Below are 22,766 nucleotides of genomic sequence, written 5' to 3'. Positions count from 1 at the left end.
TATCTCCAATTTTAAATCAAATAATACATATTTTAATAATCATAGATTAATTTTTAATCAAATAATAAATTTTTTAATAATCATACATTAATTTTTAATCAAATAATAAGCATTATAATAACCAAATCTTAGCCAATTCCTTTTTATGAATGGCTGGTAACAATGATAGAACCAAACCTCTTTTCAAGAATTCCTTAACAAGTATTGATTGATTATCCATATCTCCATATTCAGATATCAATTTATCGGCTTCCTTTTCTTTTAGCTTTTCAAAGAAATAATCCAAATCTTCATCTGATAATGTGCATAATGTCTTTTGAACCTTAAACTGATATGAAAATTCCTTTAGGAATCTTTTTTCAAAATCCTTTTGATAAGATTTGAGACTATCCTGTAATATCTTGCTGTCATCATTAGTCTCCTTTTCATGGTTTATGGAATTGAAATCTTCTGAATTCAACGCTTTAACAATAGCCTTTTTAGCCATCTCAACCGCTTCAAAACCTATCAAAAGCCCTCCACCAGTAGTTGGCTTAATCTGTGAAGCAGCATCACCAATAAGCAAACCCCTATTTTTAAACAATTTATTATTCTTATTGTAAATAGGAATCTTGCCCTTGTACTTTTCAATTATTTCATAATCATTGTATCTGAAATCATTTTCTAAGAAATCATCTAAAATCTCATTTTGCCTTTTATAATCATATGTGGAGAACATACCTATCCTATAAGTATTTTTATTCACTGGAATTTGCCATATGAAACCGGGAAATAAATCTCCATAGGCATATAAATCTACAAATGACATTTGATCATTATCCTCATCAACCTTCACCAAATATTGGCTTGCACAATAAAATTTCAAATCATTGCCAAATGCAGAAGAAACAATGGAAAGAGGCCCATCTGCACCAACAATAATCTTTGATTTAATGGTTTTTTCAGTTGATTCCCTTTGAAATGAAACTTTTCCTTCATTAAAATCAATAGCTAGAACCTTAGAGGACAAATAGGAATGAGCACCATTATCAATAGCCCTGTTGTATAAGAATTGATCCAATGCAACCCTATCAATAATTATTGCTTGGTCTTCCTCTTTAGATACAGATAATGAATGAGTTTTACTGTGTAAAATAGCACCTTTGACTTTATTTAATATTAATTCCTCTGGAAATTGATTGATGTCCAACACTTTTTTATTGATTATGCCGGCACATTGCAATGGCAATCCTATTACTTTCTTCTTATCTATTAGACAGACGTTAATATCTTCTTTAGATAATTCATATGCTAAAGTTGAACCAATCGGACCTGCTCCAATGATAGTGACATCATAATCAAAACTCATAGTTAACCCACATAGTTGAAATAAAAGAGCTTAATAAAAGATAAAATAAAAAATATTAAAAATGAAATGAATTAATTAAATTAATTAAAAATTGATAATTAATGGAAAATTATCTCCTGAATTTTCTGGAATGCTTTTCAAAGAGATCATCTGAAGTTTTATTCTTTTTATCCTTTCCAGATGCTTCCCCCTCAGATTCATCCCTATAATGATTATAATTATCATAGTGAGAACTTGAATTACGTCCAGATCTTTTTCTTGATTCTCTAGGACTTCTATATTTATAATCTATCTCACCATCACCAGAGTATGACCTGGTATGATTTGCATCATAATGTGGGGAATTGGAACCATAATTTGGATTTCTTGAATTAGATCCCCTATAATTATCATTAAAATTCTCATTTTGCCTATAATCCCTTTGATTAAAGCTCTCATGACGATTATCATAATGATTGGAATTATTGTAATCATCTCTTAAAGGTCTAGAATCATGGAATCTTTGAGAATTATCATTATAATGGCTATCAGAGAAGTCATCATAGAATCTATCATCATAACCATCATAATTCATATCATAATTCCTGCCTTGCCCATTTTCATAGCCCCTATCATATCCCCTAGAGCCATAAGATTGATTATGATTATCTCTAAAGCGATTATCATTAGATGGTTTGAATTTAAGGTTATCTCCCATATCCTGCATAGCCTGATTTATAGTGGTATCAAACTCTGCATCAGATATATTTCCATAAACATCCTCATCATTCTTATTGCTTGAAAATGGATTGAATCTGGAAAGACCTTTGGACTTCTGTTCTGTCTTTGGAGCCTCTTGATTATAATCCTTAGCATATTGATTTCCACCTTGAATGTGGTCATTATAATCCCTTTGGGCATCTAAATTATTTTGATGGAATTCCTCATAATTATTTGCAAAGTATTTATCAGGATTTCTTGAATAGGAATCTTTAATAGCTCCTGAATACTGATGATGATGTGAATCAGGCCTTCTTCTTGAATCATATTGATTATTGAAATTATCCCTAGGAGCCCTGCTTTCTCTATAGTTCCTATCTCTTGAATAATTATCATAATCATAGCTACCATAATCATTATAACTATTATAATCATCAAAATAGGAATCATTGGAACCATAAGGAGAATTATAATTGGAATTATAATTTGAGTTATAATTTGGATTGTTTCTGGATTGTTTAGCTTGGCGTCTTATTTCTCTAAGTTGTCTTTTACGCTCTTTCGCATCGACCAATTCCAAATCATCCAAATCCTCCATACGCCTATAATGGCCAGGTTCCTGATTTGGCCTTATTGGATTGAAATTGGAATTAAAATCATCATCATAAAAATTGCGAGATCTTAAATGGGTTCCCCTTATATTCTCAAATATGATATCTTCAATCTTTTTAGGGCTGGAAACATCCTTCAATTCCAAATCCTTTCCATCATAAGCACTGTATAATGTTATAGTGCCTACTGAAAATATTTTTCCTAAAAGACTTTGGGAACGGCTAACATCCTGAATAGTGTTAAAAGGCATGTAGTTTTTCTTTTGCAATAGTATGCCCTTCTCAACAATCACTCTGCTTTCAGTGATTGTATACTTGATTGAAGTCCAGATTAAAAGCTTTAATATGATGTATAGCAATACAATCATTATTAAGATAAACACAGCTATTGCAAAATAACGTGTCATTGGAACTTTAGTTGATTCAATCAAATAGACATTCATGTTCCCAATGTATTGAATACCCGCAGAATACAAGAAAAATAAAAATCCGAGAACAAACATTGATATTAAAATTCCTTTTGAATAGACAAAAATATTAGGTTGTGCCTCATATAATATTTTTTCATGAAATTCTTCTTTTTTATCTTTACCAAACATTAGTTTATATTTATAATTTTTATTTTAAATATAGTTTATGTAAAAGAATAGGTTAAAATTGAATAAATCAAGAGAAAATAAGTTAGATAAACTTAAAAAAAGTGAAATAAATTAAAAGAATAATAATAAAAAATAAAAAAAGAAGAATAAAAATATAAAAAAATAAAAAAAGAAGAATTAAAAAAAGAAATAAAAATAATTTAAAAAAAATAAGAATAAAATGGCCTCAGATCGCCCATCATTCATCACGTATCAGAGCTCATAGGGTTCATCACAGGCCATTTAATGAGTATGAAAATATAAAAAATAGAATTAAAATAAATAAAAAAATTAAAAAAATGAAAAGTAAGTTCGAAATTATCCGAACATTACTCCGCCATTGTCATCTAATTGGCCTTCCTTATTTTTACCTAAAATCTTGTTAATAGCATCCTCAAAGTCTGCCATAATGATATGGTCTCTTTCTTCACGGATAGCAAACATACCTGCTTCTGTACAGATAGCCTTTAAGTCTGCACCAGCGAATCCTTCTGTAAGAGCTACAATATCATTTAAATCAATATCAGAAGACAAGTTCATTCTCTTGGTATGGATTTTGAGAATCTCAAGTCTTCCTTCTTCATTTGGAGCTGGAACTTCAATGAATCTGTCGAATCTTCCAGGTCTGAGCAATGCTGGGTCCAATATATCCGGTCTGTTGGTAGCACCAATGATACCAATATCCCCACGGGATTCAAATCCATCCAATTCTGCAAGCAATTGCATGAGAGTTCTTTGAACTTCTCTATCTCCACTGGTGGAACTTTTAAGTCTTTGTGCAGCCACTGCATCAAGCTCGTCAATGAAGATGATACTTGGTGCCTTTTCCTTAGCAAGCTCAAACACTTCTCTAACCATTCTTGCTCCTTCACCAATATATTTCTTTACGAATTCAGAAGCAACAACCTTAATGAATGTTGCATTTGTTTCGTTAGCCACTGCCTTAGCAAGCAAGGTCTTACCAGTTCCTGGAGGACCATACAATAGAATACCTTTAGGTGGGTCAATACCTACCTTTTCAAACAATTCAGGATGTTTTAAAGGTAATTCCACTGTTTCCTTAACTTCAATGATTTGATCATCCAAACCACCAATCACATCATAGGTTACATCAGGTTTGGTGTCAATTTCCATACCTGAAACATTTGCATCCTTTTCAGAAGGCAATACTTCAACAACACCAAAGGTTTGTTGATTTAAAGCTACTCTTGAACCTGGTTTCAATAATTTCTCATCCAAGAACTTTGAATAGTTAATGAGGAAACTTGGTCCAGTACTGCTTTTAACAGTCAATCTTGAATCATCAATGACTTCAGTAATGGTAGCCAATATAAGTGGAGGTGATCTGAATCTTTCAACTTCACCTCTTAATGATTTTAACTCTCTTTCTAAACGTATCTTTTCATTTTCAGTTAGAATCTTATCTTTTTCAAGCTTTCTAACCTTCCACATGAGATTACGTTTGGTTTTTGTATTTTCTGCTTTTAGCAAGTCTAGTTTTTTTTGAAGTTCTTCAACGGTTTTTGGCTCATCCACTTCATCTATTTTAGTGGGACTAGCGATATTTTGAACTTCATTTGGAGAATCTTCCATATTATACTCCTCCTTTAAGATTATGAATTATCAATATAATTTTCAATTAATTTTTAAATTTGTTTTAGAATACTCTAAGATATTCTAAATTAATTTTACAACAATTTTACATTTTAAGATAGATTTAGGATTATAATAATTGTTATATATTATAATTCTATTAAAATCTAAATATTCGTAGATTATAAAATAATTTATACATAGTAATATATAAAGTTTTTCTTAATTTTAGTAAGAAAAATAATTTCGAAAAATAGTTTCATGAAAAATTATCGAATCAATAGTAAAAAAATAGAACAATAATCATGAAAAAATGAAATTGAAAATATTGTAAAATACATTGTGAAAGGATTATTTCCTTTTGATCTTTACAATACTTCCTAATGTATTTGGACCTGATGCAGAACTTTTAAATGATTCCAAATCCATTTCATCATATTTTTCAATTATAGTGATGCCCAAAGTCTTTTCGAACTTTTTAGCTAATTTAATGTCAGGTTCCATCTTGCCAGATTCAATCCTGTTAATTACTGAAACCTTTTCATACATCTTAGCGCCTAATTCTTCTCTAGTCCAACCTTTAGATTCTCTAGCCTTTCTGATTAATACATTATAATCTTCAACCAATTCATCCATAGGTTCTTCTCTGCGTCTTCTTTGAACATTCTGTTTGTTTGCTTGAGGTCTTTGAGGATTTCCCTTTTTGTTTCTAGAAACAAATTTCCTCTCAAGAGGAGTGTCCTTTTGTACTCTACCAAATTTAGAACATTCCTTGCAAACTTCTAAAACTGAACCATCTATTTTTGTTCTTATAGGTCTGCCTTCTATAGGTTTACCACATATTTCACAATTCATGTTTAAATATATGATTTTTGAATTATATAATACTTTTTAAATAATTCTAATAAGGCATTTACCAAGTTAACTGAAAACTAGATAAGATAAGTGAAAAATAGACATTGAAATTGGGATTAGAAAATAAATTAAAATAGAAATAGCCATAAAATAGTAGAGAATATTAAAATAGAAATAGCCATAAAAAGTAGAAAAATTAAAAAAAGTAAAGGGATTATACTAATTTATTCACTCTTATTAGCTTTATAATCCTTCATTTGGGTTGATTGCTTTTTGCCAGAGTAATATCCTCTGAATACTTTTGCATCATTTAATGATCTATTTAAATCTTTATAATCTTCATAATCATTGCTGATTACAACAATATGAGCAGGGGGATGGATCTTTTTGATTTGAACAATTGCAGTTGCAGTGTCTTCCTTTATTCGAAATGCAGTAGCAACTTTTGATTTGGTTCTTAATGGAGCCTTTAAAATGTTTTCAACAATTTTATCTGCATATTTTGCATCAATCTTTTTAGGTTTTGTAGTTAAATTTAAATTCGCATGTCTTTCAACATCTGCAATTGCATTAAGAATTTTTGAATTGTTTTCTCCTCTAATTAATACCAAAGCCATATTATCCCTATAATCATATAATAAAAAAATAAAATAAATGATTTACATTATTTAAAAATCTATATATTAATTTATATTTTTTTATTTAAATATATTACTATTAAAAACTTATTAAATTAAAAAATAAACAATAAGACTTAAAATATTGAATAAAAACAAATAAAGATTTAAAAAAATTGAATAATAAATAATTATAATTAAATAAATAGAAAAATAGATAAAAAACAGTATAATTAATGAACAAAAAATTTAAAAAATAATTGTTATGAAGAAAAATGAAAAGTTAAAAAAATAAAAAAATAAAAATTGATTAAAAACCAATTTATGAAATACGGTCTCTGAATGATTTCAATAATCTTGTTCTAAATACAACTAAGACTATTAAAACAAACCCGATTGCTGTTTGAATAGAACCTAAAATAGTAAGCACTATGGAATTGATAGGCAAATTCCATGCAGGAGAAGTTCTACCATTAGGCAATGGATTATAATATACACCTACAGCACGGACATCAGGTTTAACGTTTAAATCGCTAGGCTCAACATAATCTACACCAACGATAAGACCATTATTGATACCCTTATTAATTGAACCCGCTATAGTCGATGCATTATAACCATACTTCTTAACTGATGCTTTTACTACCTCCCGGGTAATATCCGCCAGACCGGCTTTTTCACTTCCGTAAACTGAAACAGAAACAGAATCCTTGGATATTGTAATCTCATTAATCAAAACATCTGTAGCAGAACGTACTTCCAGTTCATGATTACAGATTGGACAGACATTATAGTTTTCCGCATCAGGGTATCCAGTAGCCCAACCACAGTCAAGACATACTTTAGAGTAATTTTCATCCATAGGATAACCTGTGGTGTTAACTTCTTTAGGTACGAACATGTCTCCAGTACTGATTAATGATACAAGGTTAACTGCACCTCCACCATATTTCTCACCAGAATCTCTAGCTACTTCTTCCATAGCTTTTCCAACGATATAGGTAGCAGGATATCCATCCCTAATCATTTTTCCGATGTTTACTGCAGTTTCTCTACGTACACGGTCTGCAGTACCCATCTTAGGGTTACCTTGACTGTTCCTTAAGTGAATAATAGCTCCTTTAGAGCCTTGTGGCAATTGCACTACACCACCTTCATGGTGGGTGATTCTGACTGTTCCATCATTATCCACCACTACAAGATATGCATTATAGTCCCCACCAATAGCTGCACCCATTGAAGGTCCACCAATAACAAGACGAATACCATCAAAACCGCTTGCTAAAGCAGCAGCCGCTGCTGGGCTGGAACCATGTTGCATAGCTCCAAGTGCATCAATAATCGCATAGTTCCTTTCTGTACCGTTACCTTCCCCCCCGGAAAGCATAGCATATCCATCATTCTTTGACATGATGAATGAAGATTGGAACATGTTGTTTGCAAAGGACATACTTCCTGCAGCAGCACCATTTGGGTCTTCACCGGTTGGATCAGTAATAACAATTACGTTACAAGTAGCTGAAGCAGCAGCCATTACTGAAAAGAGCATTAAAACTAAAAATATTAAACCTATGATTTTATAAGACTTTTTACTCAAATTTTAACCTCCTATCCAGCAATACTATAATTATAAACACTTGTTGATTTTTCTAGATTTGAATTATCAGCAGCTGTAGTCTTATTACCTGTAATATTAATGGTTGAGAAATCTTCAATAACAGTAACTGTAACAATACCAGTGTCTCTATTTACACTAACATCCGCACCAGCAATAGGGGCGATTTTTGTACCTGGAATTGTTGATCTTCGAACAAATTTCTCCGCATTTGCCTCGGCCTCAGTCACGGGCAGCTCCCGTATGGATGTCTTAAGGATATCTCCATCAATATAACTGCCTTCTCTTAAACCAGAGTTCTGAACATTATAACGAATACTGTCAATAGGAACTATATCATTTCCTTTAACGATAATACCTGCAATAGGTACACCTTCAGCGACTTCAGCAGAGGATGCATATGCTACATAGATAATCAATCTACCACAAACAATTAAGATAAAAGCTAATAATAGAATTATTAAAGTATCTCTCCTAATTTTAAAAAACATAACATGCCTCTATAAATATAAATTATTATTTAAAAAATTTTTAAAAAGCTTTTAAATAAATCTTTTTAAATAAATCTATAAATAATTAAGATTATATTAACTCTACAATTCAATAGAATCGTAAATAAAGTATAATATAAATATTTATTTAATTTACATATTATTAATAGTTATCTATAAAAAGAGTTTGTACAATTATAGAAAGAGTTAAAATAAGTTAATATAAGAAAAGAAAATAGAAAATAAAATAAAGAAAATGAAAATAATAAAAAAATAGAAAAAGTAATTAGAAATTACATTTTAGTCATTAAATCCATGATTGAAAATGGGTCTCCTTCTTTTCTAACTCTTGGAGCTCCACCAAATGCGACCATAGCATGTTTCTTAAAGTCTTCATTAGCTTTTTTAGAAACTTCACCAAAAATCATCTTATAAGCTTCACATTGTGGATCTACAGCTCTTGGAGATTGGGTTGCCACTATTCCATTATATGGGCATCCTCCTCTGCAGAATTTAATGAACTTGCAATCTGCACAGTCCTCATCAACAAAATTCTTGAATTCCATTAGTTTTTCCCATGCCTCAGATTTCTCCAAGTCTTCCATGGAAGGCTCATCGTATACATTTCCCATTACGTATTCATCCATTCCAACAAAACGATAGCAAGGGTAAATTGAACCGTCATGACCTACAGCAAGAGTAGTACCCATACAATCATTAAAAGTACATAAAGTTCCCACTCTTCTAAGACTGCTTTTTGCAATATGATCCAAGTCCATTATAACAAACTTATCCAAGTCGTACAAGTACTTATCTAACCAATCGATTAACAGTTTTCCATGTTCCTCTTGAGGAAGTGCCCATGGATCTGCATTATCCCCACGCAAGGACGGCAAAGCAGCATGAATTTTTAAGTTCAATCCATTTTGCTTAAAGAAATCATAAATCTCATCGGAGAAATCCTTGGAATATGAAGTGAAAGTGCAAACAAAGTTGATTTGTATGCCATTATCAGTAGCTAATTTAACTGATTTCATAGTTTTATCAAAGTATCCTTCACCTCTTTGATAATCATTAATCTCTTTAGGACCATCAATACTTGTACTGATAGCTATATTATATTTTGAGAATAATTTAGCCATATCTTCATCTAAAAGCCATAAATTACTTTGTAGGGAAAAACCTTCAGTTTCATGAGTGGTTGCATCATTAAGCAATGGAAGTGCCTTTTCATAGAATTCATAACCTGCAAGCAATGGCTCTCCACCATGGAAAGTAAAATGTACAGGTTCATCCCTGAAATTAGCTAGCCATTTGACAATTTGATTTATAACATCAATATCCATTAATTCTGCATTTTCTTCAGAACCCCAACAATAGGCACAGTTAGATGGGCATCCTAAAGTTGGTATGATCATTACATGAAAAGTCATTTAATCCCTCAAAAAATAAATTTAAAAAGATATAGCAAATGAAAGCACTTGCTTTTATCCTTTAAAGAAATATTACAATTTTTTATTTAATTCACCTATGAGGTCTTTTTTAATTGTTTCCTCTTCTGATTTTTCCACATCATTACCAGTTTCAAAAACATATCCGCAATTGTCACATTTAAATTCCTTTAATTCAGCATGTGCATGATGATTATCAATGAATCTCCTGTGAGCAGTCTTATCAGTAGAACCGCATTTAGGACATTTTGCAATTAAATCTTCAAATTTCATTTTTATCTCTCCTTAATTTTTAAAAATAAAATTATATTTTATTATTATAATATTGTTTGTCATTATTAATATAATTTAATTAATTTAAATAATTTAGATAATTCAATTAATTTAAATAATTTAATGATTTTAAATAATTAATTAATTTAGATATTCAATTATTTATTTTTCATATAGGTTTTCCCTAAAAAAACATACCAAGATTTGTAAAATTTAATCATAACTTAAATCCAAAAGATTATATAATCTTTTACTAAATAAATATTATAAAAGATTATAAATAATTTTATATACTTATAAAAGATATATTTAATATATTATTATTCTACTTAATAAGGTAAACATTATGACATTAGAACTTTTGAAAAAAGGAACAAGCGAAAATTTTTTATTAAGACAATTAATTAAAAAGAATTTTACTTCCAAATATAAAGATTCAGTACTGGGAATTCTTTGGAGTTTTCTAAATCCTTTAATACAAATGGCTATTTTAACAGCAATATTTTCTACAATATTTGCTAAAAGTATTGAAAATTTCCCAGTTTACTTTATGGCAGGAAGATGTACTCTTGACTTTTTCAATGCAGGTACAAAATCCGCAATGACTTCAATAAAAAGGAATAGAAGCATTTTACAAAAAATTTATGTTCCTAGATACATATTTGCTTTAGGTAACATTTGCTCTGAATTTCTTAATTTCCTAATGTCATTGATAGTAATGATAGCAATTATGATCGCTACAAAATCCCCTTTTTATTTTATGTCCCTATTTGCAATAATCCCTATTGCAACTTTATTTATATTAATTACAGGGGTAGGGTTAATTTTAGCAATTGTATGTACCAAATTTACTGATATGGAATACTTATACAAGATTTTTACAAGTTTACTTACTTATGCCTGTGCAATATTTTACCCAATGAGCATCGTCCCACAACCAGTTAGAGGATATATGGAACTTAACCCTATTTATGGTATTATTGCACAATTTAGAGAATTTATAATGTTTGGAAGATTCCCTTCACAAAAAATAATGATTACTACTTTTGTTTTCTCTATAGTAATATTCATTATAGGAATCATCTTATTCAGAAAGTATCAAGATAAGCTTACTCTAGAACTCTAAACATTGAAATTTTAATAATTATAATCATGGAGAGATAATATGAACAAAGAAAAAGAAAAAGAAAAAGATAATGCATTAAAAAGAATTATCAATTTTTTTAAGAATATTATCTCACCTAAAAAAGAAGAAAAACTTTTAGAAAGCAGTGCTGAGGATAATGTCTCAATTGAATTAAGACATGTATCCTTAAGTTTTAAAATAGGCAATGATAAGATTGATAACCTAAAGGAATATGTCATTAGGACATTAAATAGGACTAAAGAGAAAAAAACTATTTTTAAAGCTACTGATGACGTGTCATTTAAAATCTATAAAGGTGAAAAAATCGGAATTATAGGTTTTAATGGTGCTGGAAAAAGTACTTTACTTAAAATTATTTCTGGAGTATACACTCCTGATGAAGGAGAAGTAATCATTAATGGAAACATAGCTCCTCTTTTATCATTAGGGGCAGGATTTGATAAAAACTATTCTGGAAGAGAGAATATTTTCTTAAATGGAGCAATCCTCGGATATGATGAAGAATTTCTAAAATCAAAATATGATGAAATACTTGAATTTTCAGAACTTGGAGAATTTATCAATCTTCCTGTAAAAAATTATTCTTCTGGAATGCTATCAAAACTTGGATTTTCAATAGCAACAATTGTTGATCCGGATATTCTAATTCTTGATGAAGTTCTTGGTGTTGGAGACATTAATTTTAAAAAGAAAAGTAAAGAAAAAATTAAATCATTGATGGAATCAAATACAACAGTTTTACTTGTTTCACATTCAATTAAAGAGATTAGAAACATATGCGATAAGGCAATTTGGATTGATAAAGGAAAAGTAGTGGATATTGGTGAAGTAAATTCTGTTTGTGACAAATATGAAGAAGCTGCAAAAAATGCAAGCAAAGAAAAAACCAAAAAACTGAAACCTAAACGTTTCTAATTTTTTTAGTTTATTCATAAAAAGATTTCATTTAGCTTATTTTTTAAGCTAAATCTTTTTTTATTATCAAAAAATTAATTAATTTTAAATTTATTATAACACCCCTATTTTTTATTATTCGAAAAAATTAATTAATTTTAAATTTATTATAACACCCCTATTTTTTATTATTCGAAAAAATTAATTAATTTTAAATTTATTATACACCCCTATTTTTTATTATTCGAAAAAATTAATTAATTTTAAATTTATTATACACCCCTATTTTTTATTATTCGAAAAAATTAATTATCTTAAATTTTTTTGGGAATCTATTTTTTCTTTCAAAATAATTAAATTATTTAAAAAAAAAGAATGAATCAACTATCTTTTAAATGTTCTGAGAACTTTATCTTTAGTTATATTGAATAAAACACCTACTCCATGAGTTATAGGGTCTTTAGTTGATCCATCAACATCATAACGAACTGTAATAGGAACTTCAACTATTTTTAAACCGGCTTCTGCAGCATCAACAAGCATTTCACTTTCAATTCCAAAACCAGTATCTTTAAATCTGAAACAATCTTTAGCGCTTGAAGAAAATGCTCTGAAACCACTTTGAGAATCTGTGATCTTAATTCCTGCAGAGATGTTGGTTGCAATATCCAAAACCTTTTGTCCAACTCTCCTATATGCAGGAGTGTTTTCCTCAGGGCCATTCATATACCGGCTACCATTAACCAAATCCACACCATCTTCAATAATTGGCATTATCAAATCAGGAATCTCATCAGGATTATGCTGACCGTCACCATCAATTGTAACAATGATAGAATCATCATCCACAGCTTTAAAACCTGATTTCAATGCTTCACCCTTGCCTAAATTAATGCTATGGCTAATCACACGAGCCCCTGCTCCAATAGCTACTTCAGCAGTCTTATCACTGCTTCCATCATTAACAACAATAACCTCATCTACATGCCTTAAAGTTCCACCTATGACATCAGGTAAAGCATCTTCCTCATTGTAAGCCGGTATGATAGCCACTATCCTTTCCATTTTATCACTTAAAAATGTATTAATTAAAAAATTAAAAAAATAGTAAAAAAATTTGATTATAAAATTGAGATTAAGAATTAATCTTCAATCCTATAATACCATTTCATCCATTCAACAGTTCTTCTGATTCCTTCTTTAGGATCAACTTTAGGATCATGTTTTAAGTCACGGATAGCTTTAGAAAAGTCAATAGTTTTGACTTTAGTGGTGAAAGCTTCAGCAGGAGTGTAAGTCACTAATGAATCATCAATTCCTACAGCTTCTAAAACTAAGTCAGAATACTCTTCAATAGTCATTTCCCATTCCTGTTTGCTTCCAACATTGTAGACTTCCCCTGGAATGAAATTATCAACTATATTTGCAAAGGTATTTGCAGTATCTTCAACATAATCAATAATTCTTTTATGACCTTTATGAACAGAATAAGGTAATCCATGAAGTGCTTTATAAATGAAAATAGGAATGAAGCCTTTGTAAGGAGAATAAGCTTCATGAGGACCGTAACAATTTACAGGACGAACTCTTACAGTTTCAGTTCCAAACATGGTTGCAGAGTTCATGCACATCAATTCTCCAGCCCATTTGGAAATAGCATAATCATTCATTTGATAGGTATCCTTAATCGGCCTGTTTTCCATAACATCTTCAGTCATGATTCCTTCATAATCACCATAAACTTCTGCAGATGAAAATGAAATCATTCTAAATCCTAATTTCTCTTGAAGACGGATCATGTTCTTTAAACCTATTACATTGGTTTCCCAAAGGTTTTCATAATATCCTTCACCATTCCATCTTCCATATTCTGCAGCTAAGTTGTAAACATAATCAAACTTTTCATTATCATCAAAGATTCTTTCCATTTGACGATAGTTACGAATATCTCCTCTTACATAGTCAGAATAAGAATCAGAGTATAAATCCGCCTCATCCTCATGATGCAATAAATCAACAGATAAAACTTCATGTCCTCTATTTCTAAGTTCATTTACAAGATTAGTTCCTATAAATCCGCTTCCACCAGTAACCATAATTCTTTGAGTTTCCATAAAAAACACCTTTAACAATAAATATTATAAAATTCCAATTCAAATAAACAAAAAACTAAATGTCATTTTTCTCTAAGCTTTTAGGTTTTTTACCTCTTACCCTTTCAAAAAATCCTAATTCATCAAATTCATTTAAAGTGTATTTCATCTCAGCCAATTTTGTATACGCTATGTCCAAACGGTTTTCCAAAAAGAATGTCCTTTGATTCTGACGAATCCGTGATTTCCTCAAGTCTCTTTCCAGATTAGCAATTTCATAATTGGCATCATTCAATTCTTTAGTCAATTTATTAATCAATTCATTTAATTTTTCATTATCCTCCCTTTCAGACTTAAGATATCTTCTAAGTACATCTACCCTATGATTCAATTTTTTAGTCTCTAGAGCCAACTCTTCAATATCATATTGTCTTACTTCCAATTCCAATGATTCAAAATGCATTATATCCCTTGAAAGATTTTCTCTTTCAATGGCAAAATGCTCTATCCTATCTTCATAAGATTCACACCTTTCCTTAAGAATACGGTTTTCCTTGCGATAATTGGAAAGTTGTATCTTTAATTCTTCAATCTCTTCCTGAGGACTTTTTTCATTAATCATTGAATCACTTTAATTAAGGATATCTTAAATAAATTAATTAAAAAATTTATCCAATATTAAAAAAATATTGAAATAAAAATTATCCAATATTACTAAAATTCATTCAATAAACAATTACATAATTTCATTCTTTATGAAATTTAAAATATCTTCTTTAGCTTTTTCATCTTCTAAAGCAAATTTTAAAGAAGTTTTTAACCAATCAATACGATTACCAATATCATAAGATTGGCCTTTAAATACTTGACCATAAATTTCATCTAATTTAGACAATGCATCAGTCAATTGAATTTCTCCACCATAACCTGGCTCTACATTCTCAATGCAATCAAAAATATCAGGAGTGAGAACATATCTTCCCATAATTGCCAAATTACTTGGTGCAACTCTTAAAGGTGGCTTTTCAACCAATTTATCGATTTTATAGATATTAGGTTCAATCTCTTCACCACCAATAATACCATATCTTTCTACCTTTTCATCAGGAACCTCTTCTAATGCAATAACTGATTTGCCATATTTTTCATAGATATCAATTAATTGCTTTGTGCATGGGACAGCATCTTTAGTGATTGTATCCCCTAACATAACTACAAAAGGATCATTTCCAATATGTTTTTTTGCACAATAAATAGCATCTCCAAGACCTTTTTGCTTTTTTTGTCTTATGAAATGAATATCTGCCAATTCGGAGATATATTCAATTTCCTTTAAAAAATCCTCTTTGCCTTTAGTTTTTAAATGATGTTCCAATTCAAAGGATCTGTCAAAATGATCCTCAATTGACCTTTTACCTTTACCTGTAACAATTAATATATCGTCTACACCAGAGTTTACGGATTCCTCTATTACATATTGAATGGTTGGTTTATCATAAACAGGCAACATTTCTTTTGGTTGAGCTTTAGTGGCAGGCAAGAATCTTGTTCCTAAACCTGCTGCTGGAATTACTGCCTTCATCATTACACCTCAAATAAATTAGAATTTAAAATTCTTAAACATTAAAGAATTTATATATTATTAATTTTATTAATAAAAATATATAAATATGATGAAAAAATAGCATTTTAAAAAAATAAGCAATCATATTAATGCAAAATTAATAATGAAAAGAATAAAAAGAATAAAAAGAATTAAAATAGTCATGAATAATTATAAAAATGGTGCAGGGGACGGGAATCGAACCCGCGAAGGGACTAACCCACTAGGCCCTCAACCTAGCGCCTTTGACCGCTCGACCACCCCTGCATTAAAAATAGAATAAAATTAACCATATTAATAATACAGTACTATATAATATATTTATTATCTTATTTAAATCTTACTACAAAATAAAAGAAAAAATAAGATTATAGTTAATATAATATTATATTAACCTCCATAGATTCACCATTAGCCAAATCCTTAATCAAATCCCTATTTAAATCAATAGCTGCCTTATTAGATTTTATCATTAAGGTTCTAGAGCATACAAAAGTGCTTTTTCTGCAAACGATATCTGTTGGATGAGACAGGGTTAAATCATGATGACCATAGCCCTCTATAGTATCAGATGCATTGGGAGTCTTTAATTCGACTATGACTTTAGTATCATCATTAGCCAGCTTTTCCTTGAATTCATCAGGAAAATCCTCCATTGACTTGTCAATATCCAATCCGATAATGCAATCTCCAGCAAGGCTCAAGTCCTTATCCTTTGTTATTTCAAATGTGGATTTATGCAAAGACAATACGTTTTCATGTCCCTTTGCCATAATCTTAAAATTCATAATAAGAGTTATGCAAATTATTTTATAAAAATATTTTTAAAAAACCAAATCCAAATAGATATATGAAAACTAATAAATATATTGAATTATCATAAAATGGAGCTTCAAATGATATTAAATACTGGCTTAAGAACAGACATTCCTGGATTTTTTAGCGAATGGTTCTATAATAGGATAGATGATGGATTCGTTTATGTAAGGAATCCATATGCAAAGAACCAAATATATTCCTATAGATTAGATCCGGAACTTATAGATTGCATAATCTTCTGTACTAAAAATCCAAAGCCAATGTTTGAAAATCTTGAAAAGATAGACAAATTCAATCAGTATTGGCATATAACAATCACTCCTTATGAAAAGGAGATAGAGCCAAATATCCCTCCAATGAATGATGTTTTAGAAAGCTTCAAATACCTTTCTAAAAAATTAGGAAAGGAAAATGTGACATTAAGGTATGATCCAATCTTCATCAATGAGAAATACACTTTGGAAAAGCACATTGAATCATTTGAATATATAATAAATTCATTATCAGATTATACAACTGAAGCAATCATAAGCTTTATTGACCTATATGAAAAGACAAAACGAAATTTTCCTAAAGCCAAAGAAGTGACTAAAGACGAAAGATTAAAGATAGGGAAAGAATTTGCTCGAATAGGAAATGAAAATAACATAAGAATTAAAACATGCGTAGAAGGAACTGAATTAGACAAATTCGGCATAGATTCAAGCGGCTGCATGACAAAAGAGGTAATTGAAAGGGCAATAAATAAAAATCTGAATATTCCTAAACAAAAGGCAAGAAATGGAGAGTGCTATTGCCTTTTGAATAATGATATAGGGGAATACAACACATGTGGTCATGGTTGCCTATACTGCTATGCAAATTCAAATAAGAGATTGGTTAAAAGAAACTTGAAACTTCATGATCCAAAATCTCCGATTCTAATAGGAGAAATCAAGGAAGATGACATCATTAAAGAGATGAATCAAAAAAGTCTTATAATAAATGACAGCACTAGACAAACAAAATTATTCTAAAAATAAAAAATCAATAAGGGGATTATTATGAATGAATACATTGCATATTGCGGATTGGATTGTGAGAGCTGTGAAGCTCGCATAGCAACAGTGAATGATGATAATGAACTACGTGAAAAAGTTTCAAAGCTTTGGAGCGAATTAAATGAAGTGAAAATAAGTCCAGAAATGATCAATTGTGTAGGTTGTCGTATCGATGGAGTGAAAACTCCCTTCTGTGATTCAATCTGCCCTATAAGGAAATGCGCTTCAGCAAGAAAATATGAAACATGTGCAGATTGCGTGGAACTTGGTGAATGTGAAAAAGTTGGAATGATTCATAAAAACAATAGTGATGCACTAAAAAATTTAAAAAACCTAAAATAGCTAAACATGTACACATAATAATTTATGGACAAAAACATTCCATTAATTTAAAAAAAATAACGATTAATATTATTAAAAATAAAATTAAAAGTTGTTAAATTATGAAAGGAACATATTGTTTAATCATATCTATGAAAAAAAGTGAGAAACTTGACATAGGACATCTACATAACATGCATAATCAGCAATGAATTCATTAGTTCCCCGCCTAAACAGGCACTTATCAGATGAGAAGAAGATGCACTGGCATATCGATTACCTCTTGAAAAGCCCCGATTGCCATATCCGAGACATTTTATTCAATATTTCAGAGGAAAGAATCGAATGCGACCTTGCAGAATCCATATCAAAAGACGGAGAGGAAATTCCAGGCTTTGGATGCTCAGACTGTAGCTGCAGTTCACATTTGATTTATTTTAAAAGAAAAAGAGATGCTTTAGCAAGCACTAGAAATGCTTATGAAAAAATCGATAAGGATTATCACAACTTAAGCTATTTAAAAAAAAAGCATAAAGTAAAATAAAAAAAAGCAAAAATAAAAAGAAATTGTTATGTGAAAAAGCACATAACATCAATCATAATCTATTTTCTACGTCTTAACGGCATGCCAAATAATATAACTAAAACAGCCACCAATGCAAATAGAGGATTACCTGTAGCATTTGCTACTCCTACATTTTTTGAAATATTTGCTATCTTCTTTGGAGTATCCTTTTCAGGAGTTTCATCCTCAGGAGTCTCATTTACTTCAGTTTGATTAGTGCTGTTGGTCTCATTTGTAATATCAGATCCTGCAATAGCTGTATTGACTTTCACACCGGCAGTCAATGCTTCAAATACGATATCAAAACTTGCGGTCTCTCCAGGAGCAAGTTCTCCATTGTAAGTCCATGTGTCAACACCATCAAAGGTCCATTTACCGGACTCATCTATGAAACTATCATATTTCAAGCCATCAGAATACGAATTATCCTTAACATAAACTCCAGTGAGATTGCAGTCACCAGTGTTAGTTAACAATATGGTAAAACTGATTTTTTCACCAACCTTGACTGTTTTATTATTGCTGATTTTCTCCACAGTCAAATTAGGTGCATAAGCAGTCAGATTAGTGGTATTGTTGGCAAGAACAATTCCATCAACACCTGCTGAAACATTATTCTCCAAAGTTCCATTATTCAAAACTTTAAAGAACAAAATAATGGATGCTGTTTGATCTTGTTCCAATGGATCCAATAATACCCATGTATTGCTATCGTCGTCATATTTCCAATTTCCCACATCTGCTTTCCAGCCATTGTATTCAAGATTGTCACTGTAGTTTTTATCGCTGATGAATGCATTGTTGATAATGGTTTCACCAGTATTTGTTACATTCACGCGGAATTCCACAATATCTCCGACATAAGGAGTCTTGTTGAGACATTCCTTGCTTACAGATTCATTATAATCCTTATAAGTCACCTTGAACAATATGAAATTCTGAACTGCAGATGGAGTCACCATGGTTGAGAATTCATAGTATATGAAAGTACCATTCTCAAGCTGTCTGCATGTGCCATTGTCTTTTACTCTGAATCCGGCATCATATAAATCCACTATTGATTTAACAGTTGTGCTGGAGGAAGATCTGAAGTCCTCGTCAGTAAATTTCCATACAAAACTGCGTAAATTATAAGCCTCATTTTCAGGATAATATTTGAATACGAGTATTTTAAGATAATCGCTGACATCCTCTCCTGAAATGCTGTTTCTTATAATAGACATGTCATTATTTTCCACACCACGAAGGGATTCAAGGAAGCCTTTTTCAATACAAAGACCAGTATAGCCATCTTCAGTTTCAATATATGCTATTTCTTCATTTGAATCATAATAACGGTCAAATTTCAACAGATTGCCTAAAGACTTGACTTCCTTATTTTCATCAGGAATCTCTGTACCCTCTAAAGCAAGAGTGTTTAATGCATAAACATCATTTCCCTCGACATTGGCTGTGTTGCCTGAGAAAGTGGAATCTGAAATCTTACCATTTACTGTATAAAGCGCACCTCCAAAAGAGCCGTTTGCCTTGTTATTAGTAAATGTTGATGCCCTGATATTTGGAGCGTTGAGACTTAAAGCGCCTCCGTAATTCTTCGCAGTATTTCCATCAAATTTGGAATTATTAACTGTAACATTGTTTGCAGTATATTTCCATTCTTGTCCTTGAAAGATACCGCTGATAGCACTTATGGCTCCGCCATTGTAACGGGTTGCTGCATTGTCAATAAAGACATCATTATCTATAAGAGCATTGCTTGCATCAATAAGGATTGCACCAGCCGCTTCGGCATGGTTTTCCTTGAAAGTGCTGTCCCTTATAACAACATTGTCTTTATATATTGCTATAGCCCCACCTCTAGTAGCGGAGTTCTTATTGAAAGTGTTGTTTTCAAATATACAATCCGCTTGAATGATGGCTATGGCACCACCTTCACCGTTACCTACCTTATTATTATTAAAAGTACAGTTGGCAATAGTGGTTTTTTTAGCTGCAACAAGAATAGCACCGCCGAACTGATTAGCATAATTGTCATTGAATGTGCAATTGAAAATTGTAATGTTTGAACCTGAAAGTGTTTGAATAGCTCCTCCCATAGAAGAGATTCCCTCTTTATCAGCCACATTACCATTGAATGTACAATTTGCAATTAATCCATTGCTGCCAGACCAGCGTACTGCGCCAGCATATGTAGCACTACTATCTGAAACAGTACAATTATTCATTACACCGTTAGATCCAGACCATACAAGAGCTCCGCCATAATTATGAGTACAATTAACGATATTCAAATCGTTCAGTATGAAATTTTTAGCGGAGATCTGCATATATGATTGATTATTTCCATTTATTGTATGTCCGTTACCATTAATAGTCAATGTCTTGCCTATAGAAAGAAAACTGTCCCCTTCGGAAAATATGTAGTCCTTGTCCAATTCAATTACATTTTCACTTGTAGAGCTTATAAGATTTTTTAAATCAGTGAATGTTCCGCTGTCCCCATCAGATAGTTTATCGGAATAATCATCACTGCCAATAGCATCTGATGAAGCTTGTTCATCATCGCTTGCTTCTGCAATAGCTTGGCTTTCACAAAGACCTAAGTTATTTTCATCTAAGACATCAACATTATCAATAGCACATGAATTTTCTGTATCAATATTTGCTGAGATTGCATCACTGAAATCAGAGCTGTCTGCTGCGCAAACAGATCCAATGGATACAATGAATACAAGCAATATTAATACTTTGTTAATTTTATTTTTAAGAATAATATCACCTTTGAATTTTTATTAAATATCTCTTTAATAAAAAAATCAGGACAATATCAATGAAAAAATAAAATAATTCATGTGTTTAATAAATAATTATTAAACTAAATACAAAATGAAAATTTTATTTATAATCATTAAATTCCTATTTCTTATCTAGGATATAGGAAGAACACTAAAAATAATTTTAATATTCTCCTTTCTATTCCTGAAAGAATATGATTATAAACGTTACCCATTAATTTTTAAAAAAAATTAATAATTTAAAAGATTAATAATTTAAAAGATTAATAATTTACAAGATTAATAATTTAAAAAATTAACGAGCAATTTAAAGTCTATTCAAAGCAGTATATAAAATTAACTAAAATTTGGATAACCTAAAAATTATAGTTTAAATCAAAATAAACACTATTTTAGCAATTTAAAAAAAAAGCGTTATTAAAAATTTTTTATAAAAAAGTAATGAAATAGATGATTATAAGTAAAAAAGTAATAAAGTCCAGAACAAAATTAAAAAAATTAGAAAAAGATAAAATTAAAAAAATTAGATTAGATCAAGAGTAAAATCAATCCAGAAAAGACTTGAAAAAGTCTTCAAATTCATCATTGTCCATTGGCTCTGGTATGGAATAATTCTCATTTTCAAATATGTCATCAGCCAGCCCATAATAAGCTTCAGCCTCAACAGAATCCGAAGCATACTCCACCACTGTTTTTGCATCCAATTCGCTTCTTTGAATCAAATTGCTTCGCTCTATTATTCCTATGACCTTGGTTCCGATTTTTTCAGCAAATGACTCCACAATCTCTATTTCATTATCTGTTCCACGGCGATTGCAGATTATTCCTCCAAGGTTGCCCTTGAGCTTGTTTATTCCCTTTGTGATATTATTTGCAGCATACAAAGACATGTACTCTCCTGAAGATACAATGAATACCTCATCTGCATAATCCTCTCTTAATGGAACTGAAAAGCCTCCGCAGACAACATCTCCAAGCACATCATAAAGTATGACATCAAACTGCTCGTCAAATGCATGAAGCTGTTCCAAACGTTTCATGGCAACGATGACTCCACGGCCTGCACATCCTACACCAGGCTCCGGTCCTCCGCTTTCCACACATTTGATGCCGTTGAAGCCTTCATATACAAGGTCTCCTAGCTCAGGCTTCTTATTGTCTTTTAAAGTGTCGATGATAGTTGATATCCTCCTGCCGCAGAGAGTCCTTGTAGTGTCTGCCTTTGGATCGCATCCAATAACCATGACCTTCTTTCCTGCCCTGCTGTATGCGGCGGCAATATTGGCTACTGTGGTACT

The 22,766-nt window shown here is 30.8% G+C and carries 21 protein-coding genes and 1 tRNA gene; 5 read left to right on the top strand and 17 right to left on the bottom strand.

From position 1 onward, the window contains the following. Positions 1 to 112 precede the first annotated feature (112 nt). The 9 genes from QZU90_RS09300 to QZU90_RS09260 all read right to left on the bottom strand — a co-directional run bounded on the left by QZU90_RS09300 (position 113) and on the right by QZU90_RS09260 (position 10,191). Entirely contained in the window at positions 113 to 1,348 is a 1,236-nt protein-coding gene (locus QZU90_RS09300; protein WP_295607785.1) for an NAD(P)/FAD-dependent oxidoreductase, read from the bottom strand. 109 nt (positions 1,349 to 1,457) lie between these two features. Further along, positions 1,458 to 3,257: a PH domain-containing protein gene (locus QZU90_RS09295; RefSeq protein ID WP_296856811.1), complete on the bottom strand. Its 1,800-nt coding sequence runs from the start codon at positions 3,255 to 3,257 to the stop codon at positions 1,458 to 1,460. Between the two features lie 357 nt (positions 3,258 to 3,614). Next, the gene (gene pan / locus QZU90_RS09290; protein ID WP_296856810.1) at positions 3,615 to 4,889 is read right to left on the bottom strand and encodes a proteasome-activating nucleotidase; all 1,275 of its coding nucleotides are present in this window, start codon (positions 4,887 to 4,889) and stop codon (positions 3,615 to 3,617) included. A 351-nt stretch (positions 4,890 to 5,240) separates the two neighbouring features. Then, the gene (locus QZU90_RS09285) at positions 5,241 to 5,744 is read right to left on the bottom strand and encodes a multiprotein bridging factor aMBF1 (RefSeq protein ID WP_296856809.1); all 504 of its coding nucleotides are present in this window, start codon (positions 5,742 to 5,744) and stop codon (positions 5,241 to 5,243) included. Positions 5,745 to 5,968: 224 nt separating this feature from the next. Beyond that, complete coding sequence (locus QZU90_RS09280; protein ID WP_296856808.1) at positions 5,969 to 6,361, bottom strand: DUF356 domain-containing protein; 393 nt, start codon at positions 6,359 to 6,361, stop codon at positions 5,969 to 5,971. A 322-nt stretch (positions 6,362 to 6,683) separates the two neighbouring features. Continuing rightward, the gene (locus tag QZU90_RS09275) at positions 6,684 to 7,910 is read right to left on the bottom strand and encodes a hypothetical protein (protein WP_296856838.1); all 1,227 of its coding nucleotides are present in this window, start codon (positions 7,908 to 7,910) and stop codon (positions 6,684 to 6,686) included. Between the two features lie 59 nt (positions 7,911 to 7,969). Beyond that, positions 7,970 to 8,467 carry a hypothetical protein gene (locus QZU90_RS09270; protein ID WP_296856807.1) on the bottom strand — a complete coding sequence of 166 codons (498 nt, stop codon included), beginning with the start codon at positions 8,465 to 8,467 and terminating at the stop codon, positions 7,970 to 7,972. A 293-nt stretch (positions 8,468 to 8,760) separates the two neighbouring features. Then, complete coding sequence (locus tag QZU90_RS09265) at positions 8,761 to 9,900, bottom strand: TIGR04083 family peptide-modifying radical SAM enzyme (RefSeq protein WP_296856806.1); 1,140 nt, start codon at positions 9,898 to 9,900, stop codon at positions 8,761 to 8,763. A gap of 72 nt (positions 9,901 to 9,972) precedes the next feature. Further along, the gene (locus QZU90_RS09260) at positions 9,973 to 10,191 is read right to left on the bottom strand and encodes a TIGR04165 family Cys-rich peptide (RefSeq protein WP_295606213.1); all 219 of its coding nucleotides are present in this window, start codon (positions 10,189 to 10,191) and stop codon (positions 9,973 to 9,975) included. Positions 10,192 to 10,537: 346 nt separating this feature from the next. Between QZU90_RS09260 and QZU90_RS09255 the strand changes: the two genes are divergently transcribed. Together QZU90_RS09255 and QZU90_RS09250 are read left to right on the top strand one after the other, a co-directional pair. Then, on the top strand, positions 10,538 to 11,317 hold the full coding sequence (locus QZU90_RS09255; RefSeq protein ID WP_295606211.1) for an ABC transporter permease: 780 nt from the start codon (positions 10,538 to 10,540) through the stop codon (positions 11,315 to 11,317). A 39-nt stretch (positions 11,318 to 11,356) separates the two neighbouring features. Then, positions 11,357 to 12,253 carry an ABC transporter ATP-binding protein gene (locus tag QZU90_RS09250; protein WP_295606207.1) on the top strand — a complete coding sequence of 299 codons (897 nt, stop codon included), beginning with the start codon at positions 11,357 to 11,359 and terminating at the stop codon, positions 12,251 to 12,253. 363 nt (positions 12,254 to 12,616) lie between these two features. Here the strand turns inward: QZU90_RS09250 and QZU90_RS09245 are convergent, their stop codons facing one another. The 6 genes from QZU90_RS09245 to QZU90_RS09220 all read right to left on the bottom strand — a co-directional run bounded on the left by QZU90_RS09245 (position 12,617) and on the right by QZU90_RS09220 (position 16,716). Further along, positions 12,617 to 13,297 (bottom strand): glycosyltransferase family 2 protein, encoded by a 681-nt coding sequence (locus QZU90_RS09245; protein WP_295606204.1) that lies wholly within the window; start codon positions 13,295 to 13,297, stop codon positions 12,617 to 12,619. Between the two features lie 77 nt (positions 13,298 to 13,374). Next, the gene (locus QZU90_RS09240) at positions 13,375 to 14,346 is read right to left on the bottom strand and encodes an NAD(P)-dependent oxidoreductase (protein WP_295606201.1); all 972 of its coding nucleotides are present in this window, start codon (positions 14,344 to 14,346) and stop codon (positions 13,375 to 13,377) included. Between the two features lie 55 nt (positions 14,347 to 14,401). Next, the gene (locus QZU90_RS09235; RefSeq protein ID WP_295606198.1) at positions 14,402 to 14,947 is read right to left on the bottom strand and encodes a hypothetical protein; all 546 of its coding nucleotides are present in this window, start codon (positions 14,945 to 14,947) and stop codon (positions 14,402 to 14,404) included. Positions 14,948 to 15,061: 114 nt separating this feature from the next. Then, positions 15,062 to 15,907 (bottom strand): UTP--glucose-1-phosphate uridylyltransferase GalU, encoded by an 846-nt coding sequence (gene galU / locus QZU90_RS09230; RefSeq protein WP_295606195.1) that lies wholly within the window; start codon positions 15,905 to 15,907, stop codon positions 15,062 to 15,064. Positions 15,908 to 16,108: 201 nt separating this feature from the next. Continuing rightward, a tRNA-Leu gene (locus QZU90_RS09225) sits at positions 16,109 to 16,195 on the bottom strand. 107 nt (positions 16,196 to 16,302) lie between these two features. Further along, entirely contained in the window at positions 16,303 to 16,716 is a 414-nt protein-coding gene (locus QZU90_RS09220; RefSeq protein ID WP_296856805.1) for a DUF371 domain-containing protein, read from the bottom strand. 108 nt (positions 16,717 to 16,824) lie between these two features. On the opposite strand from QZU90_RS09220, the gene QZU90_RS09215 reads away from it, so the two are divergent. The 3 genes from QZU90_RS09215 to QZU90_RS09205 all read left to right on the top strand — a co-directional run bounded on the left by QZU90_RS09215 (position 16,825) and on the right by QZU90_RS09205 (position 18,652). Then, the gene (locus tag QZU90_RS09215; RefSeq protein ID WP_296856804.1) at positions 16,825 to 17,763 is read left to right on the top strand and encodes a DUF1848 domain-containing protein; all 939 of its coding nucleotides are present in this window, start codon (positions 16,825 to 16,827) and stop codon (positions 17,761 to 17,763) included. 27 nt (positions 17,764 to 17,790) lie between these two features. Next, positions 17,791 to 18,129, top strand: a complete 339-nt coding sequence (locus QZU90_RS09210; RefSeq protein WP_296856803.1) for a DUF3795 domain-containing protein — start codon at positions 17,791 to 17,793, stop codon at positions 18,127 to 18,129. Between the two features lie 187 nt (positions 18,130 to 18,316). Next, positions 18,317 to 18,652 carry a DUF123 domain-containing protein gene (locus tag QZU90_RS09205; protein ID WP_296856802.1) on the top strand — a complete coding sequence of 112 codons (336 nt, stop codon included), beginning with the start codon at positions 18,317 to 18,319 and terminating at the stop codon, positions 18,650 to 18,652. Between the two features lie 59 nt (positions 18,653 to 18,711). Here QZU90_RS09205 and QZU90_RS09200 read toward each other — a convergent pair whose 3' ends face one another. Further along, entirely contained in the window at positions 18,712 to 21,411 is a 2,700-nt protein-coding gene (locus tag QZU90_RS09200; protein ID WP_296856801.1) for a right-handed parallel beta-helix repeat-containing protein, read from the bottom strand. Positions 21,412 to 22,013: 602 nt separating this feature from the next. Further along, positions 22,014 to 22,766, bottom strand: a 753-nt coding sequence (locus QZU90_RS09195; RefSeq protein WP_296856800.1) for a nitrogenase iron protein, incomplete at its 5' end; no start/stop codon positions are given.

Origin of the sequence: uncultured Methanobrevibacter sp. (assembly GCF_902784195.1) — an archaeon.
GTDB lineage: Archaea > Methanobacteriota > Methanobacteria > Methanobacteriales > Methanobacteriaceae > Methanobrevibacter.
The sequence above is the reverse complement of the archived record's forward strand: the minus strand, read 5'-3'. Positions and strand labels throughout refer to the sequence as shown.

What these genes read in the sequence shown, in the direction of transcription:
- QZU90_RS09300 (WP_295607785.1), bottom strand. Translation starts at nt 1,348, where the DNA reads ATGAGTTTTGATTATGATGTCACTATCATTGGAGCAGGTCCGATTGGT.
- QZU90_RS09295 (WP_296856811.1), bottom strand. Translation starts at nt 3,257, where the DNA reads ATGTTTGGTAAAGATAAAAAAGAAGAATTTCATGAAAAAATATTATAT.
- pan (WP_296856810.1), bottom strand. Translation starts at nt 4,889, where the DNA reads ATGGAAGATTCTCCAAATGAAGTTCAAAATATCGCTAGTCCCACTAAA.
- QZU90_RS09285 (WP_296856809.1), bottom strand. Translation starts at nt 5,744, where the DNA reads ATGAATTGTGAAATATGTGGTAAACCTATAGAAGGCAGACCTATAAGA.
- QZU90_RS09280 (WP_296856808.1), bottom strand. Translation starts at nt 6,361, where the DNA reads ATGGCTTTGGTATTAATTAGAGGAGAAAACAATTCAAAAATTCTTAAT.
- QZU90_RS09275 (WP_296856838.1), bottom strand. Translation starts at nt 7,910, where the DNA reads ATGCTCTTTTCAGTAATGGCTGCTGCTTCAGCTACTTGTAACGTAATT.
- QZU90_RS09270 (WP_296856807.1), bottom strand. Translation starts at nt 8,467, where the DNA reads ATGTTTTTTAAAATTAGGAGAGATACTTTAATAATTCTATTATTAGCT.
- QZU90_RS09265 (WP_296856806.1), bottom strand. Translation starts at nt 9,900, where the DNA reads ATGACTTTTCATGTAATGATCATACCAACTTTAGGATGCCCATCTAAC.
- QZU90_RS09260 (WP_295606213.1), bottom strand. Translation starts at nt 10,191, where the DNA reads ATGAAATTTGAAGATTTAATTGCAAAATGTCCTAAATGCGGTTCTACT.
- QZU90_RS09255 (WP_295606211.1), top strand. Translation starts at nt 10,538, where the DNA reads ATGACATTAGAACTTTTGAAAAAAGGAACAAGCGAAAATTTTTTATTA.
- QZU90_RS09250 (WP_295606207.1), top strand. Translation starts at nt 11,357, where the DNA reads ATGAACAAAGAAAAAGAAAAAGAAAAAGATAATGCATTAAAAAGAATT.
- QZU90_RS09245 (WP_295606204.1), bottom strand. Translation starts at nt 13,297, where the DNA reads ATGGAAAGGATAGTGGCTATCATACCGGCTTACAATGAGGAAGATGCT.
- QZU90_RS09240 (WP_295606201.1), bottom strand. Translation starts at nt 14,346, where the DNA reads ATGGAAACTCAAAGAATTATGGTTACTGGTGGAAGCGGATTTATAGGA.
- QZU90_RS09235 (WP_295606198.1), bottom strand. Translation starts at nt 14,947, where the DNA reads ATGATTAATGAAAAAAGTCCTCAGGAAGAGATTGAAGAATTAAAGATA.
- galU (WP_295606195.1), bottom strand. Translation starts at nt 15,907, where the DNA reads ATGAAGGCAGTAATTCCAGCAGCAGGTTTAGGAACAAGATTCTTGCCT.
- QZU90_RS09220 (WP_296856805.1), bottom strand. Translation starts at nt 16,716, where the DNA reads ATGAATTTTAAGATTATGGCAAAGGGACATGAAAACGTATTGTCTTTG.
- QZU90_RS09215 (WP_296856804.1), top strand. Translation starts at nt 16,825, where the DNA reads ATGATATTAAATACTGGCTTAAGAACAGACATTCCTGGATTTTTTAGC.
- QZU90_RS09210 (WP_296856803.1), top strand. Translation starts at nt 17,791, where the DNA reads ATGAATGAATACATTGCATATTGCGGATTGGATTGTGAGAGCTGTGAA.
- QZU90_RS09205 (WP_296856802.1), top strand. Translation starts at nt 18,317, where the DNA reads ATGAATTCATTAGTTCCCCGCCTAAACAGGCACTTATCAGATGAGAAG.